The 15,851-nt window shown below is 36.6% G+C and carries 13 protein-coding genes; 9 read left to right on the plus strand and 4 right to left on the minus strand.

The window, feature by feature from the left end; genetic code table 11:
* Nucleotides 1–145 precede the first annotated feature (145 nt).
* Nucleotides 146–3,337 carry a cytochrome c biogenesis protein CcsA gene (ccsA, locus tag I6U50_RS03430; protein WP_232805868.1) on the minus strand — a complete coding sequence of 1,064 codons (3,192 nt, stop codon included), beginning with the start codon at nucleotides 3,335–3,337 and terminating at the stop codon, nucleotides 146–148.
* Between the two features lie 122 nt (nucleotides 3,338–3,459).
* Here ccsA and I6U50_RS03435 point away from each other — a divergent pair, with 122 nt between their 5' ends.
* From I6U50_RS03435 to I6U50_RS03455, 5 genes are read left to right on the plus strand one after another with little or no spacing between them, the layout of a single operon-like run.
* Nucleotides 3,460–4,221, plus strand: a complete 762-nt coding sequence (locus tag I6U50_RS03435) for a Rossmann-like and DUF2520 domain-containing protein (protein WP_198637846.1) — start codon at nucleotides 3,460–3,462, stop codon at nucleotides 4,219–4,221.
* A complete protein-coding gene (locus I6U50_RS03440; RefSeq protein ID WP_193709719.1) occupies nucleotides 4,205–4,717 on the plus strand; it encodes a KdsC family phosphatase in 513 nt (170 codons plus the stop codon). Before I6U50_RS03435 ends, I6U50_RS03440 begins: the two co-directional genes overlap by 17 nt.
* Complete coding sequence (locus I6U50_RS03445) at nucleotides 4,717–5,043, plus strand: DMT family transporter (RefSeq protein WP_193709720.1); 327 nt, start codon at nucleotides 4,717–4,719, stop codon at nucleotides 5,041–5,043. Before I6U50_RS03440 ends, I6U50_RS03445 begins: the two co-directional genes overlap by 1 nt.
* 8 nt (nucleotides 5,044–5,051) lie before the next feature.
* Nucleotides 5,052–5,963, plus strand: coding sequence for a geranylgeranylglycerol-phosphate geranylgeranyltransferase (locus I6U50_RS03450; RefSeq protein WP_198637847.1), 912 nt, complete (start codon nucleotides 5,052–5,054; stop codon nucleotides 5,961–5,963).
* Nucleotides 5,964–5,970: 7 nt separating this feature from the next.
* The gene (locus I6U50_RS03455; protein ID WP_198637848.1) at nucleotides 5,971–6,555 is read left to right on the plus strand and encodes a Maf-like protein; all 585 of its coding nucleotides are present in this window, start codon (nucleotides 5,971–5,973) and stop codon (nucleotides 6,553–6,555) included.
* Between the two features lie 53 nt (nucleotides 6,556–6,608).
* Here I6U50_RS03455 and I6U50_RS03460 read toward each other — a convergent pair whose 3' ends face one another.
* Entirely contained in the window at nucleotides 6,609–6,839 is a 231-nt protein-coding gene (locus I6U50_RS03460) for a ferredoxin (RefSeq protein WP_193709723.1), read from the minus strand.
* A complete protein-coding gene (locus tag I6U50_RS03465; protein ID WP_198637849.1) occupies nucleotides 6,839–8,074 on the minus strand; it encodes a U32 family peptidase in 1,236 nt (411 codons plus the stop codon). The genes I6U50_RS03460 and I6U50_RS03465 overlap by 1 nt, the downstream gene beginning before the upstream one ends.
* 474 nt (nucleotides 8,075–8,548) lie before the next feature.
* Between I6U50_RS03465 and I6U50_RS03470 the strand changes: the two genes are divergently transcribed.
* The 4 genes from I6U50_RS03470 (at nucleotide 8,549) to I6U50_RS03485 (ending at nucleotide 14,665) form a co-directional block, all read left to right on the plus strand.
* Nucleotides 8,549–9,088 carry a mechanosensitive ion channel domain-containing protein gene (locus I6U50_RS03470; RefSeq protein ID WP_198627298.1) on the plus strand — a complete coding sequence of 180 codons (540 nt, stop codon included), beginning with the start codon at nucleotides 8,549–8,551 and terminating at the stop codon, nucleotides 9,086–9,088.
* Nucleotides 9,089–9,348: 260 nt separating this feature from the next.
* Nucleotides 9,349–11,835 carry a PIG-L family deacetylase gene (locus I6U50_RS03475; RefSeq protein ID WP_198637850.1) on the plus strand — a complete coding sequence of 829 codons (2,487 nt, stop codon included), beginning with the start codon at nucleotides 9,349–9,351 and terminating at the stop codon, nucleotides 11,833–11,835.
* Between the two features lie 108 nt (nucleotides 11,836–11,943).
* Nucleotides 11,944–13,650: a sodium:solute symporter gene (locus tag I6U50_RS03480; RefSeq protein ID WP_198637851.1), complete on the plus strand. Its 1,707-nt coding sequence runs from the start codon at nucleotides 11,944–11,946 to the stop codon at nucleotides 13,648–13,650.
* Between the two features lie 46 nt (nucleotides 13,651–13,696).
* Nucleotides 13,697–14,665: a Gfo/Idh/MocA family protein gene (locus tag I6U50_RS03485; RefSeq protein WP_198637852.1), complete on the plus strand. Its 969-nt coding sequence runs from the start codon at nucleotides 13,697–13,699 to the stop codon at nucleotides 14,663–14,665.
* 91 nt (nucleotides 14,666–14,756) lie between these two features.
* Here the strand turns inward: I6U50_RS03485 and trxB are convergent, their stop codons facing one another.
* Nucleotides 14,757–15,749: a thioredoxin-disulfide reductase gene (gene trxB / locus I6U50_RS03490; protein WP_198637853.1), complete on the minus strand. Its 993-nt coding sequence runs from the start codon at nucleotides 15,747–15,749 to the stop codon at nucleotides 14,757–14,759.
* Between the last annotated feature and the right edge of the window lie 102 nt (nucleotides 15,750–15,851).

Consider the following 15,851-nt stretch of genomic DNA (forward strand, 5'->3'; position numbering starts at 1 on the left):
CTTCATCCTGAATTTATTTCAGAGCTCGCCCCGATTATTTATCGGGTATCTAAGTTGTTGACATTCGAAGCACATTAGAAGCTGAACCAAGTTCAGCTATACGAAAATAGAATTCAACAACTCTTCTCTAATTTAAGCTCAAAACTTATTTCGTTATATTCTTCTTGCCTTTTTTGGCATAAAACTTTTGAAATCTCCAGTAAGACACAGCTCCCAATAATGCTACTATTGCAACGGCATAGTAAATAAATGTTGGAGTAATCACTTTATCCCCACTAGCATACGAGTGTAAACCGGCCAGGTAGAAATTCACTCCAAAATAAGTCATTAGAATACTGGCAAAGGCAACAATAGACATAAAATTAAAGAACCATCTGCTTCTAAGTCCGGGAACTAAACGCATATGAATCACGAAAGCATACACCATAATACTAATTAAAGCCCAGGTTTCTTTAGGATCCCAACCCCAATAACGTCCCCAGCTTTCATTGGCCCACTGTCCCCCCAGGAAATTACCTATAGTTAGCATAACCAAACCTACGGTTAAGGCCATTTCAGTAATAATAGTTATCTCTTTAATATTAAGGTCCATTTTTTTCTTATTCCCCTCTGTGGTAAAAATCATTAACAATAATGCCACGGCACCTAGAATCATTCCCAGGGTGAAAGGACCATAACTTCCCACTATTACCGATACGTGAATCATTAACCAATAAGAGTCCAAAACAGGCTGTAAATTGGCAATAGAAGGATCCATCCAGTTCCAGTGCGCAATCATTAAAATCATAGAAGTTACAAATGCTGTAGAAGCAATAGTTAAACTACTCTTTCTTCCAAATGCTAAACCAAAAAACATGGTAGCCCAGGCAACATAAATCATAGACTCATAAGCATCACTCCAGGGAGCGTGCCCCGAAATATACCACCTGGCAATTAAACCTAAGGTATGTATTACAAACAGAACTATAATTACACCGCCACTTATCTTAACCAGCCATTCTGTAATCTTGTTGTCTTTAAAGATTCGAACAATAACTATTACCAGCATAAATAGCCCTGCAACCATGTACATCCAGAAAAGATTTCTAAAAACATCGTATTTATTGTAAAGGATTTCGGCGTTTATCCTGTCTTTTGATGGCATTACCTCCTCTCCAAATTTCTTTTGAAAGCCTTTAATGCTTTCAAGATATTGATTGGCTTTGCTATAATCCCCGGTTTCACTTGCATCGGAAAGGGCTGTCATATATAACGGTAGAATTTGTTTGGTATAAACAGAATCCATCCCCTTAAATACCACACCTTCATCTTCCAATTCAGGATAGGAAACCCATTTGTTGTTCTCATGTCCCGGAATTGGGAAAATTCGAAGTATTTTTCCCTGTAGAGCCCTGTATAATAAGTTTACCTTTTTATCGGTATTAATAAAATCTTTTTCAAATTTATTGGGTACTGCAGCTTTATAAGCCTTCTCCAACATTGGAGAAAGTTTATAGTTCCCCATTTCATCAAAAAAATTACTAAGGGTTAAGTACTTTTTACCTTCTTCTACATCCAAAATATGATGTAAACTATCATTATGCTTTTCAACATAAATGATAGGTACATTGTACCAAATCATTGGATTTTGGGTTAATGATACCAATACCTGGTCTGAACTTAAGCCTTCATATTCATCAGATTTACTTAACTTTCTAAGTAATTCAGAAGAATAAGTATTAGCCGGTTTCATCCTACCACCTGCATCCTGAATAACCAAACGGCCAAATTCTGCTGCATGTTCTTTGCTTATAGCATTAGACTTAAGAATAGAGTCTACTTCTCTCTTTGCCGATTCAGCATGTTGATGGCTATCATTTGGAGCCTGGGCAAACATAGAACCTGCCAGCATAAAGAAAGCCAGCACTGTGGTTAACCTGCTCTTTTTACTTTTTACTTTTTCCAACATTTCTTTCAGCTTTCCAAATCTTGACCCCCTATCAAACAGAATAAGCATAAGGCCTATATAAAGTAGCGTATAGCCAATATACGTTACCCAGGTTCCCCAAAAATCATGATTTACAGAAAGTACTGTTCCGCTCTCATCTGGCATAAAACTAGCCTGGAAAAACCTAAAACCCTTATGGTCCAACACGTGGTTCATATAAATTTCATACGGCACATTTTCCTTTCCTTCTTCAACTATTTCCACTTTACTTTTAAAAGAGGAGTAGCTATTTTCGGTACCCGGATATTTATCAGCAATAAAATCATTGAGTTTTAATGCAAAAGGAAGTTCAATTTCCTTACTACCGTAATTTAGGTAAAACTCGAGACCTGCCAGTTCTACTTTATGAGGCTCACTGGGAATTCCCTGGCCACCCATTATAGTTACTGTTTCAGACTCCCCTTGTGAAGAAACCTTCACTGTTAAGGCATCAGACTGGCCATCTGTTTTTTCTGGTGTTTTAACAATATCATATTTCCCTTTAATTACGGGCTCGGGTATTACAAATTGCATAGCACCAATATTATAAAGCGAACGCAACATTAAAGTTTGGGTAGAATCCTGCAACAAATTTCCTCGCTCCTGGTCGGCCATTCGCATATAATCACCTTCAAAAGGTGAGTTTATGGTATATTTACCTGTTTCTTCATCATATTGTATATTAATAGCGCCATCTGTAGGTTTATTTAAGGCAAATAATACATTATGAACATTTTGTACCTCCCCTTCTTTTAAGTAGTGATCGTGACGTCCACCACCACCACCAGATTCAACCAGTTTAAGGTAAACATCGCCATCTTCAGTAGGAACCAACTCTTCCTTAGCACCATAAATAAAATTAGTTGCCTCTATAGTAACCGGCTGCCCGTTATAATCGGTATTCAACACATATTCATTCTCTGTTTCCGGAGCAAAAAGCACCGGTTCTTCCAAAACCCTTCTGCGAGGCTCTCCATCTATTTCGCCGTCTATAAAAGCGCTAAAATAGGTTTTTTGAGAAAGCATAATGTTAGTGGTTTCCCCTTCTTTAATAGGCATTATCCCCTCATAACTAATATAGCGGGTTATAAAAGCCCCAACTAAAATTAATATAAAAGACAAGTGCAGTAAGAGGGAAGACCATTTTTCACGTTTATGAAGATTATAACGTTTAATATTACCTATAAAATTAATCACAAAAAACAGCATAATACCTTCAAACCACCAGGTGTTATAAATTAACACTCTTGCCGTTTCTATACTATACCAACTTTCTATAAATGTTCCGAACGCCATGGCCACTGAAAAGACCACAAACAAAACTGCCATGATACGGGTAGAAAATATGACAGAGGCTATTTTATTTTGCATGAAGTAGCTATTTTAAGCCTGCAAATTTAGGGATTTTTAATGGTTTGCATAAGGAAAAACAAAGACATTTCCCGACACAAATGTTAATTTTATTGCCTGATTATTTTTAATAATTTAGCCGAATGTTAGAAGTTGTCATTTTAGGAACCGGGAATGTTGCATCTCATCTATTCAAAGCTTTTTCTGAAAAAGAAAATATAGATGTTATACAGGTATATAACCATAATAAAGAGAGCCTAAAAAGCTTCTCCAATCTTACAAATACTACCACAAATATCCAGCAATTAAAAAAGGCAGATTTTTACTTTATAGCTATAAAAGATGATGTTATTGCTGAAATTGCCCAGCAACTAAACAAATACAAAGGCATTATTTTACACACCTCGGGAGCCGTAGGTATAAATAGGTTAAAACATACAGCCAACTATGGTATTTTTTATCCTTTGCAAAGTTTTTCCAGGAATACTACTATAGATTTCACTGAAATTCCAATTTGCATAGAAGCAAATTCCGCAGAAAACCTGGAAAAAATAAAGACCCTAGCTCTTACAATCTCAAAAGATGTACGTGAAGTTAATTCTGAACAGCGAAAAGCTTTACACGTGGCCGCAGTTTTCATAAACAATTTTAGCAATCATCTATATGCTATTGGAGCTGAAATTTGTAATGAGCACGCTGTAGACTTTAGCATTTTAAAGCCACTTATTAGTGAAACGGCTTCAAAAATTCAAACTTTATCGCCTTACGAAGCCCAAACCGGTCCTGCACTAAGAAATGATCATAAAACAATAGAAACACATTTAGCAATTTTATCGAATAAACACAAAAACCTATACAGGGAAATAACCCAATCTATTCAAGATTTACATGGAAAAGAACTATAAAGAATATCTAAATCACATCAACACTTTTGTATTTGATGTAGACGGCGTGTTAACAAATGGAAGCATTCAGGTTAGTACTGGCGGAGAACTACTGCGCACTATGAATATTAAAGATGGTTATGCACTTAAAGCTGCAAAAAATGCCGGCTATACGGTTTGTATTATTTCTGGCGGCAAAAATGAAGGAGTAAGAAAAAGGCTAAGAGATCTTGGAATAAATGATATTTATTTGGGTATTCACGATAAAGTGGAACAAATGGATGAATTCTTTGATATTTATAATATAAATGCCGAAAACGTACTCTATATGGGAGACGACATCCCAGACTATTACCCTATGAAACTTGTTGGCCTGCCTTGTTGCCCGCAAGATGCAGTAGCAGAAGTTAAAGAAATCTCCAGGTATGTTTCTCATAAAAAGGGAGGTAAAGGTTGCGTTCGCGATGTAATAGAACAAGTAATGAAAGTTCAGGGTAAATGGATTGACAAAGCATAATGAACTGGGTTTTATTAATTCTCGCCGGACTTTTTGAGGTAGGCTTTGCCTTTTGCCTGGGAAAAACAAAGCTTACCACCGGTTACAGCTCTAATCTTTGGTTTGCAGGTTTTTTAATATCCCTAAGCATCAGTATGTTTTTGCTCTATAAAGCTACCCAAACACTACCCATTGGCACTGCCTATGCAGTATGGACAGGTATAGGTGCCGTTGGCACTGTTTTACTTGGGATTTTTATATTTAAAGAACCTGCCAACTTTTGGCGTATTTTCTTTCTAAGTACGCTAATAATTTCAATTGTAGGTTTAAAGTTTGTTTCTGAATAATCTAGTATATGATCGCCTATTTAAAGCTGGTAAGATGGCCTAACCTTATTTTTATATGCCTCACCCTGCTCCTTATAAAGTTTTCGTTTTTTGAGGGCTTTGGTGCTGCTATTACACTAAATGCGTTTGGCTATTCGCTTTTAACCCTGGCCACCGTTTGTATTGCGGCCTCGGGCTATGTGATTAATGATATTTATGATATCCAGGCCGATAAAGTCAATAAACCCGAAAAACTAATTGTTGGAAATAAGATTTCAGAAAAAAAAGCGAACAACCTATTTATAATTTTAAATATTATTGGCGTTGGGTTGGGCTTTTACCTGGCAAACCTGCTTGAAAAACCCGGTTTTGTAGCCATATTCATTTTTTCTTCGGCGCTTCTCTATTTATATGCGAGTTATCTAAAACAAATTCCTTTTTTAGGAAATATTATCATTAGTTTTCTGGTAGCTTTCGTAGTACTATTGCCCGCTATTTTTGATCTTTTCCCGGCAATTTCCCCTCAAAACAAGCAAATACAATCCTTATTGTTTTCTATTCTAACAGATTACGCAGTATTCGCCTTTTTACTAAATTTATTACGGGAAATGGTAAAAGACCAGGAAGATATTAAAGGAGATCATAATGCCGGTATACAAACACTCCCTATTATTTTAGGACATAAGCGCACCAATAAGATAATTTTTGCACTTGGCATCCTACCAGTAGTTTCGATTATATATTATATCTATAATTATCTTTTTGAAAATACTTTTCTGGTAATCTACACCTTAACCTTTATCCTGGCGCCCCTACTCTATTTTCAGGTGCGTATTTGGGAGGCTAAGAAAAAGAGTGATTACTCTCACTTGAGTTTAGTATTAAAAATTATTTTATTTTTCGGACTTATTTCTATCGGTTTTCATCAATTTTTACGTTAATCCTATTATGTTAAAAGAACTTTTAAAAAATAAAGAAATAATTCTTGCTTCGGGCTCACCAAGACGCCATCAATTCTTTAAAGATCTTGACATCCCTTTTAAAATAGATGTAAGACCGGTCAAAGAAGTTCATCCAGAATATCTTCAAAAGGAAGAAATAACCGATTTCCTCGCTCAATTAAAAGCCGAAGCTTTTCAGAAAGAATTAAAAAAAGACCAAATTTTAATTACAAGCGATACTATTGTTTACAATGATAGCAAGGCAATGGGAAAACCGTCTACCGCACCTGAAGCTAAAGAAATGCTTAGATCTCTTTCAGGTAAAAGCCATAGCGTTTTCACTTCGGTTTGCTTTACTACATATACGCATCAATCTACGGTAAATTGCGAAACCAAAGTAAGCTTTAAAGAGCTTACGCCCGGTGAAATTGATTATTACGTAGAAAATTTTAAACCTTTTGATAAAGCAGGAGGCTATGCAATACAGGAATGGATTGGACTTATAGGAATCACTAACCTGGAAGGAAGTTATTTTAACGTGGTAGGCCTACCCACACACCTGGTATACCAGGAGTTACTAGATCTAGCTTAAGGTATTTGTTGTTCTGGTTCTACAGCAAAAGTTTATAAAAGTCAACCCAAATTTTAAATAGCTTTTACCTTGATAATTTTAACCGGACAGGCATTTGCTGCCGCTTCAGCCGGTGCCAGGATACTATAATCTGGAGATTTAAGGGTATGAAAACCTTTATTATCTTTAGCTTTTAGCAAAACCGATTTCCCATCTTTTTTAGACATCTGAAATTGTGCAGGGGCAAGCTCTACACAATAATTACATCCAATACATTTATTGCGCTGTAGCGTTACTACCACCATTAAGCTTCTACTATTTTATAAAGTTTATCTGAAAGCCTTACCCTAAAAGGCAGTTTTATTGTGCAAGAATCTCCTTTTATGGCTTTTTCCACACTGGTTTCATCTACAAATAACTCTTTCAAATCAATTTCTTTGGCTCCTGTACTGGGGCCGGTAATTAATAGCTTATCACCTTTTTTGATATCGTAAGCTTCTATTTTAAATTCAGCCACTTCCGCTTTAGGGAAGTAATGTACACCTTTGCCCACATAAATCTTTTTCTGGGTGGCCTGAGATCCCGAGGTATTGTTCCATTCTCCAAGTTTTTGCCCTAAATAATAACCACTCCAAAACCCCCGATTATAAACCGTAGTCAACTGCTTCATCCAAATTTCAACCTTTTCAGAAGTAAATGTATCTTCATATAGCGCATCTAAAGCTTCTCTATACACCCTGATTACGGTAGCTACATATTCAGGTGCACGACCACGTCCTTCAATTTTTAAGATATTTATACCGGCACCCATTACCTGGTCCAGAAAGTCTAAAGTACAAAGATCTTTTGGTGACATCATATATTCATTATCTACCTCAATCTCAAAACCGGTTTCCTGGTCTATAACGGTATATTTCTTTCGGCAATTCTGTTTACAAGCACCCCTATTTGCAGAAGAATTATGTGAATGAAGGCTTAAATAGCATTTTCCTGAAACCGCCATACATAAGGCACCGTGGCCAAAAACCTCTATCTTCACCAATTCGCCTGAAGGGCCTTTTATTTGTTCTTTTTGAATCTGTTCTGTGATCCTTTTAACCTGTCTCAAACTTAACTCCCGGGAAAGCACCATAGTTTCGGCAAAAAGACTGTAGAATTTCACCGTTTCAATATTGGTAATATTAAGTTGTGTAGAAATGTGTACTGCTATTCCCTGCTCTCTTGCAGAAGCAATTACCGCCTGATCGGAGGCAATAACAGCCGTTACCCCGGCATCTTTTGCCTGCCTTAAGAGACTTTTAATAAGCGATAGGTCGTGATCGTAGATAATAGTGTTAAGGGTAAGATAGGTGCGTACATTTTTAGCACTACATCTTTTAGTAATTTCAGGTAAATCTTCCATCGTAAAATTCACAGAAGCCCTGGCCCTCATATTAAGCTGGTCTATTCCAAAATAAACTGAATCTGCGCCATTATCCAAAGCCGCCTGCAGAGATTCAAAATTTCCCGCTGGGGCCATTAGTTCCATCTTTGTCTTCATTCAAAAATTTATTAGTGCTTACTTTACCAGGATTACAAAAAGTATCTTATCTATAAAAAACACTGCAAAAAAAGTAAAAAGCCAATTTTCACATACTGACCACGATCATATTTTAGCACATTTTTGGTTCTTTTTTAAAATTTCTATACACGCTTTTAAAATTAACCTCGAGTATAGAATTAGTAATTTACTTTGTTAGCTATACTTCATTAATCTGCATATACTAGCCACCTAAAAATCGAGCTTCTGTATTATAATTGAAAGTATACAAAACACCATCATTCACGAATAGGTTCAAGCTATAAAAAACAAACAAGACACGCACATAAAATAACACAAACACCTAATTAAAAGCAATTTAAACTTACTTACATTAACTTATAATTCACGATAATAATTTAAAAAATTGTTTCTTCTATTTCTATTTAGAACTGGCTTTTTAGATTAACTTTGTATCAAAATTTAGTATAAGTTATGTACGAAGTGTTTTCAATATATAAAACCGAAATCTCCTATACGGTAGCCACCATTTTTGTTTTATTAATTGTTCAATTTCTTTTAAAAAAAGCAGCCCATAAAGTAGGGAAACGCAGTGAAATTAATTTTACGAGAACCAGGCTAATGTTCAAGTATATTAATATTTTAATTCTACTTATTGCTGTATTCTTACTTTCATTAGCCTGGGGGGTTGGCCTTACAGAAATCTCCCTTATCTTTTCTTCGGTTTTTGCAGTGCTGGGAGTAGCACTTTTTGCCATCTGGTCTATACTGAGTAATATTACTTCGGGGATTATTCTATTCTTTTCTTTCCCATATAAAATTGGGGATAAAATAAAGATTCATGACAAAGACCTACCTGTTGAAGCTGTTATTGAAGATATAAAGGCTTTTCATTTACACCTCAGGACATTAGACGGTGAACTTATCACATACCCCAATAACCTTATTTTACAAAAAGCAGTATCCCTGGTGGCCAAAGACGTTTTTCTTGATGAAGGTAAAAGCAGCCTGTAATTTTTATTAAAAGCACTCTTTTCAACTTAGGTCACCAATAATTCAACGATATTTTGCGACCTGAAAAAGTTCAAAAAACGTTTTTAAATCGTTTAACTCAAAAACTTAAGATCTTAGGCTTAAGCTCCTGCTTTATAACAAACAAATATTAAATTTAATGAAAGTTCCCAGACATTTACCTCCTATTATCCGGTAAAATCTTATCTTCAGGCGGCTAAAGTTTTTATATTTGGTAACCTCATTTAACTGCCTTAAGATTTATGCGTAACTTACTTAGTTTACTTTGCTGCTTTTTTTTGCTGAATATACACGCCCAGCAACCCGAAAAATTAAATGCTTCTGAAATTTTTCAGAAAATAAAGAAACTAAACTTCCTGGGATCTGTCTTATATATTGGCGCTCATCCAGATGACGAAAATACTCGCTTAATCTCCTATTTTTCTAACGAGAAAAATGCAAGAACTGCCTACCTCTCTTTAACCCGGGGCGATGGAGGCCAAAATCTTATTGGGTCCGAATTAAGAGAACAATTAGGCGTAATTAGAACCCAGGAATTGCTTGCAGCCAGACGAATAGACGGTGGTGAACAATTTTTTACCCGCGCTAACGATTTTGGCTATTCTAAAACCCCGGTAGAAACTCTAAAAATATGGGATAAAGAAAAAGTACTTGCAGATATGGTATGGATTATTAGAAATTTTAAACCCGATATTATAATTAATAGGTTTGATCATAGAACTCCGGGTACCACCCACGGGCATCATACATCTTCTGCTTTATTAAGCCTGGAAGCTTTTGAAGCGGCAGCAAATCCGGCCAAATTCCACGAACAGTTAGAATTTACCAAACCCCATCAATCTAAACGCGTTTATTTTAATACTTCCCCCTGGTTTTATGGCGGCCAGGAAGCTTTTGAAGAAGCCAATAAAAACCAATTTATAAGTTTTGATACCGGAACCTATTTCCCACTTCTAGGGCTATCAAATCCAGAAATTTCTTCTTTAAGCCGAAGTCAACACCAATCTCAGGGCTTTGGGAGTACGGGCTCTCGGGGCAGTCAAATGGAATACTTAGAACCTATTAAAGGGGATACCCTCCGGTCACAAAATGTGTTTAAAAACATTGATACCTCCTGGAATAAGCTAGAAGGTGGTAAAGCCATTGGTGAAATCCTAACCCAGGTTGAAAAAGATTTCAATTTTAAAGATCCCTCAGCTAGTTTGCCAAAACTTTTAGAGGCTTATACTTTAATACAGAAACTTCCCAATAGGCACTGGCGAGAACAAAAAACCAAAGAAATTAAAGACATTATCTATGCAAGCGCAGGTTTATTTTTAGAGGCAGTAGCCAGCCGGGCTTCGGCTACACCGCAAGATAGTGTTCAGGTAAAACTAGAAGCGATAAATAGAAGTGATTTTCCAATTAGTTTAAATTCTGTAGAGTTAAGTCCGAATAACACCAAAACCCACCCCCAAATAAACTTGAAAAATAATACCGCCTGGCACAGTGAAGTAAGCCTAAAAATCCCTAAAAACACGCCATACACCACGCCATATTGGTTAAAAGAAACTGCCAATAACGGAATATATATAGTAAAAGACCAGCAATTAAGAGGACTTCCAGAAACACCTGAACTTAGCAAAAGTCTTTTTGAACTGGATTTTAATGGACTTAGCCTAACTTTTGAAAGGCCAATAGTTTATAAATTCAACGACCCTGTGTTTGGAGAAACCTACCAGGCATTTGAGGTGATACCCGAGGTTTCTATTTCTTTTGAAGAGGAGGTTGTAATTTTTGAAAATGCCGAACCCAAAAAAATTTCGGTAAAACTTACTTCGGGAAAAGCAAATGTACAGGGAGAAGTTAGTCTTTCGGCCGGAGAAGGCTGGACTATAAAACCTGAAGAACAAAAATTTCAGCTTCAACAAAAAGGTAGCACTCAAATACATTCTTTTCAGGTTGTACCGCCCAAAAATCAAAACGAAACATTTATTAGCCCCACGGCCCTTGTGAACGGAAAGGAATTTTCAGAAAAATTAATCACCATAGACTACAAACATATTCCAAAGCAAAACCTGGTAACTCCTTCAAAATTAAAAGTTGCTCGTTTGGAGATTGAAAAAAAAGGAAAACTCCTTGGTTATATTGAAGGCGCAGGCGATATGGTTCCCGAAAGTTTAGAGCAAATAGGCTATAGTGTAGAAAAATTAAATGCGGCTTCAATTTCCGCTTCTTCCTTAGAAAAATACGATGCTATCGTCCTGGGGATTCGTGCATTAAATACGCTTAAAGACTTAAAATTCAAGCAAAAAATACTTTTTGATTATGTAAAAAGTGGCGGAAATTTAATCGTACAATACAATACCAGTCGCGGTTTGGTTACCAATAAAATAGCTCCCTTCCCATTAGAATTATCTCGCGATCGTGTAACCGATGAAACCGCTGAAGTTAGGTTTTTAGCCGAAAATCATCCGGTTTTAAATTTCCCCAATAAAATCACCAAAAATGATTTTGATAACTGGGTTCAGGAGCGCGGGCTTTATTTTCCGGATGCCTGGAGCGAGGAGTTTACCCCTATCCTATCTATGCAAGATGAAAACGAGTCACCTAAAAATGGAAGTTTATTGGTTGCGCAATATGGAGAAGGTTATTTTATTTATACCGGATTAAGCTTTTTTAGGCAATTCCCCGCTGGAGTAGCCGGAGCTTACAGGCTTTTTGCTAATATGATTTCAATTGGAAAATAATGAAAAAACCCGAAAAATTTACATGGAATAAATCCTATACCATGGTTCTTCTAGCCAATGCTGTTTATATTCTAATTTTTTATTTCATCATGTCCCTATTCTCATAATATGCAATTAATAGACTGGATAATTCTTTTTGGTACCCTGGCCTTTATTGTGGCATACGGCGTATATAAAACAAAAAATGATAAAGGTGCCCGCAATTTTATTGGCGGTGGAAGTGAAACCCGCTGGTGGACCATTGGGCTCTCTACCATGGCCACGCAAGCCAGTGCAATCACCTTTCTTTCTACTCCTGGGCAGGCTTTTAACGACGGAATGGGCTTTGTGCAGTTTTACTTTGGGCTGCCCCTGGCCATGGTGGTTATTTGTATGTTTTTTATTCCCATTTATAAAAGGCTGAATGTTTATACCGCCTACGAATATTTAGAATCTCGTTTCGATAGAAAAACCAGAACACTGACCGCTATTTTATTTTTAATTCAACGAGGATTGGCAGCCGGGCTCACCATATTTGCCCCGGCCATAATCTTATCGGCTGTTTTGGGCTGGAACCTTTCTGGCCTTACTGTACTTATAGGTTCGCTTGTTATTATTTATACGGTTGCAGGGGGCACTAAAGCTGTAAATGTTACCCACAAACAGCAAATGGCCGTGATCTTAACCGGGATGTTTGCAGCATTCTTTATTATTCTAAGTTACCTTCCCGAAAACATAAACTTTAGCAATGCATTAGAAATTGCCGGTGCCAGTGGTAAAATGGAAATTTTAGATTTTTCATTCGACTTTGAAAACCGCTATACTTTTTGGAGCGGAATTATTGGAGGTGGTTTTTTGGCCCTTTCTTATTTCGGAACAGACCAAAGCCAGGTACAACGCTATTTAGGCGGTAAGTCGGTTAAAGAGAGTAGAATGGGAATGATTATGAACGCTATGCTAAAAGTACCTCTACAGTTCTTTATTTTGCTTGTGGGCGTGATGGTTTTTGTGTTTTATCAGTTTAACAATGCTCCGCTTAATTTTAATCCTGCGGCTACCGAAACTGTTTTGAATTCAGATTATGGCCGGCAATACGAAGATTTAATGCAGGAGCACGATGCCATTCAGCAAAAAAAGCAAAACCTTCATATAGCATTCGCAGAGAATAATGATTTTAATAAGGAAAATAATGCAGTATACCGTGAAAATCTAGCTTCGTTACAGGCTTCTGAAAACAAAACCAGACAAAAAGCGAGGAAATTAATAGATGCTTCAGATAAAGATGCAGAAAGCAACGATAAAGATTATGTTTTTATTCACTTTATCCTTAATAATCTGCCAAGAGGACTAATCGGGCTCTTACTGGCGGTAATCCTGTCGGCTGCCATGTCCTCTACCGCATCAGAACTAAATGCTTTGTCCTCTACTACTTCTATAGATCTTTATAAAAGAAGTAGAAAAACAGAAAAATCTGATGAACATTATGTAAAAGCATCTAAATGGTTTACGCTTATTTGGGGACTTATAGCTATTGCTTTTGCCAGTTTTGCTAATTTATTCGACAATCTTATTCAGCTTGTAAATATTATTGGCTCTATTTTCTATGGCAATGTTTTAGGTATTTTCTTACTGGCCTTTTTTATTAAAAGAGTGAATAGTAATTCTGTTTTTATAGCGGCTATAATTACACAGTTTATAATAATTGTCATCTTTACTTTAGATGTAATGCCCTACTTATGGCTTAATTTGGCGGGATGCTTACTGGTTATGGCACTTGCCTTAATTTTAGAATTATTCATAAAAACCCCCGAACATAAAATAAAAGAGTATCGCTAATAATGCCGTTCATTAAATTGATGGCAAAAGACAAATTATATTTTAGATGAAAAAAATTAAATGGGGCATTCTTGGCCTCGGAAAAATAGCAGGAAAATTCGCCACTGCATTAAAAGATGTAGAAGGTGCCGAAATATATGCGGTAGCCAGTAGGTCTAAAACCAAAGCTGAAAGTTTTGCCAAAACACATGGAGCTACAAAATTATTTCCCAGCTACGAAAGCATGCTGGCAGACGAAGCATTAGATGTGGTTTATATTGCCACTCCTCATGTTTTTCATTATGAACATACATTACTATGCCTGGATAATAAAAAAGCGGTTTTATGCGAAAAACCTTTTGCTATCAATAAAAAACAGGTAGAAGAAATGATTGCCAGGGCACAAAAACAGCAAGTTTTTCTAATGGAAGCCATGTGGACTCAATTTTTACCACATTTTAAATATGTACTTGATTTAATTGAGTCTGAGAAATATGGGAAGATTAAGAGCTTAGAAGCAGATTTTGGTTTTCCGGCACCGGTAGATTTAGACAAACGACTCTATAATAAAAGCCTGGGAGGTGGTAGTTTGTTAGATATTGGGATTTATCCGATTTTTATGGCGCTAAGTGCATTGGGAGTTCCGGAAGATATTGAAGCACAGGCAATATTTAGTGAAACCGGCATAGATAAAGAATGTAACATGGTTTTTAAATATCCAAAAAATGTTAAAGCCAATTTGCGCAGCTCTATTATAGAACAAACATCTACTGCGGCCATCATTCAGTTTGAAAATGCTAAACTTACCTTACATAAAAGGTTTCATGAACCTACAAGTATCACTATTCAAACTCCAGAATTGGAAGACACCAAAGAATTTAACGTAAGCTCCAACGGTTATAATTTTGAAGCCGAACATGTTCAAAAAATGTTGTGTGAAGGCAAAACCGAAAGTACCGAAATGACTTTCAAAAAAAGCTTGCAACTAATTGATTTATTAGATAAGGTTAGAACCAAAATCGGTTTAGAATATTAGTAGAACTAATTGGCAAACATATTCCAAAAACAAAAAAAACCTCACAGCTCTTATAGATTTGTGAGGTTTTTTACTATAATTTTTCAAGAAATTAAGCTCCTACTTTTTTGGTAGTTTTCACTTCTTCTCCTTCTTCGCTTTCCACTTCTGCCAAATAACGTTCAGCATCTAAAGCAGCCATACATCCGGTACCTGCTGCCGTTACCGCCTGACGATAAATCTTATCCTGAACATCACCCGAGGCAAAAACTCCCGGTACATTTGTTTTTGTAGATTTACCTTCGGTAATAATATAGCCGGTATCATCCATCGTTAATTTGTCTTTAAAAATATCGGTATTTGGCTTGTGGCCAATAGCAATAAACAAACCTGTAATCTCAATTTTCTCTTTTTCACCGGTTTCTTTATTCAGCATACTTAAACCTTCAACCACTTGCTCCCCAATAACTTCATCAACTTCGGTGTGGTAACGAAGATCTATATTTTTAGTGTTATTTACACGATGCTGCATAGCTTTAGACGCACGCATTTGATCACCGCGAACCAACATCGTTACTTTATTACAGATGTTTGCCAAATAGGTCGCTTCCTCGGCAGCGGTATCTCCACCTCCAACGATAGCAACATCCTGACCTTTATAGAAAAAACCATCACAAACAGCACAAGCAGAAACTCCACCACCTCGTAAACGTTGTTCACTAGGCAAACCTAAATATCTTGCAGTAGCGCCGGTAGAAATAATAACAGACTCGGCTTCAACCCAGGTAGAATTATCTATACAGGCTTTATGAATTCCGCCCACCTTATCACTAAAGTCTACTTCGGTTACCATTCCCATACGCACTTCGGTTCCGAAACGTTCGGCTTGTTTTTGCAGATCCATCATCATTTTTGGACCATCTACGCCTTCGGGATATCCAGGGAAATTATCTACTTCGGTGGTTGTAGTTAACTGCCCTCCGGGTTCAAGACCGGTATACATTACAGGTTTAAGATCGGCTCTTGCTGCATAAATCGCCGCAGTATATCCAGCTGGGCCAGATCCTATAATCAACGTCTTTATTCTTTCTAGTTTATCGCTCATTTTATATTGTTTTTCTATGTTACAAAAGTAGTAAGTTTCCTTATAAACTTACACGAATCTAATTAAGTTTTACTATTCAGTAATAATTGGAAGGTATAGATT

The sequence above is a fragment of the Salegentibacter maritimus genome, assembly GCF_016236975.1.
Taxonomy (GTDB): domain Bacteria; phylum Bacteroidota; class Bacteroidia; order Flavobacteriales; family Flavobacteriaceae; genus Salegentibacter; species Salegentibacter maritimus.

What these genes read in the sequence shown, in the direction of transcription:
- I6U50_RS03440 (WP_193709719.1), top strand. Translation starts at nt 4,205, where the DNA reads ATGGAAAAGAACTATAAAGAATATCTAAATCACATCAACACTTTTGTA.
- I6U50_RS03485 (WP_198637852.1), top strand. Translation starts at nt 13,697, where the DNA reads ATGAAAAAAATTAAATGGGGCATTCTTGGCCTCGGAAAAATAGCAGGA.
- I6U50_RS03435 (WP_198637846.1), top strand. Translation starts at nt 3,460, where the DNA reads ATGTTAGAAGTTGTCATTTTAGGAACCGGGAATGTTGCATCTCATCTA.
- I6U50_RS03475 (WP_198637850.1), top strand. Translation starts at nt 9,349, where the DNA reads ATGCGTAACTTACTTAGTTTACTTTGCTGCTTTTTTTTGCTGAATATA.
- I6U50_RS03450 (WP_198637847.1), top strand. Translation starts at nt 5,052, where the DNA reads ATGATCGCCTATTTAAAGCTGGTAAGATGGCCTAACCTTATTTTTATA.
- I6U50_RS03455 (WP_198637848.1), top strand. Translation starts at nt 5,971, where the DNA reads ATGTTAAAAGAACTTTTAAAAAATAAAGAAATAATTCTTGCTTCGGGC.
- ccsA (WP_232805868.1), bottom strand. Translation starts at nt 3,337, where the DNA reads ATGCAAAATAAAATAGCCTCTGTCATATTTTCTACCCGTATCATGGCA.
- I6U50_RS03470 (WP_198627298.1), top strand. Translation starts at nt 8,549, where the DNA reads ATGTACGAAGTGTTTTCAATATATAAAACCGAAATCTCCTATACGGTA.
- trxB (WP_198637853.1), bottom strand. Translation starts at nt 15,749, where the DNA reads ATGAGCGATAAACTAGAAAGAATAAAGACGTTGATTATAGGATCTGGC.
- I6U50_RS03480 (WP_198637851.1), top strand. Translation starts at nt 11,944, where the DNA reads ATGCAATTAATAGACTGGATAATTCTTTTTGGTACCCTGGCCTTTATT.
- I6U50_RS03445 (WP_193709720.1), top strand. Translation starts at nt 4,717, where the DNA reads ATGAACTGGGTTTTATTAATTCTCGCCGGACTTTTTGAGGTAGGCTTT.
- I6U50_RS03465 (WP_198637849.1), bottom strand. Translation starts at nt 8,074, where the DNA reads ATGAAGACAAAGATGGAACTAATGGCCCCAGCGGGAAATTTTGAATCT.
- I6U50_RS03460 (WP_193709723.1), bottom strand. Translation starts at nt 6,839, where the DNA reads ATGGTGGTAGTAACGCTACAGCGCAATAAATGTATTGGATGTAATTAT.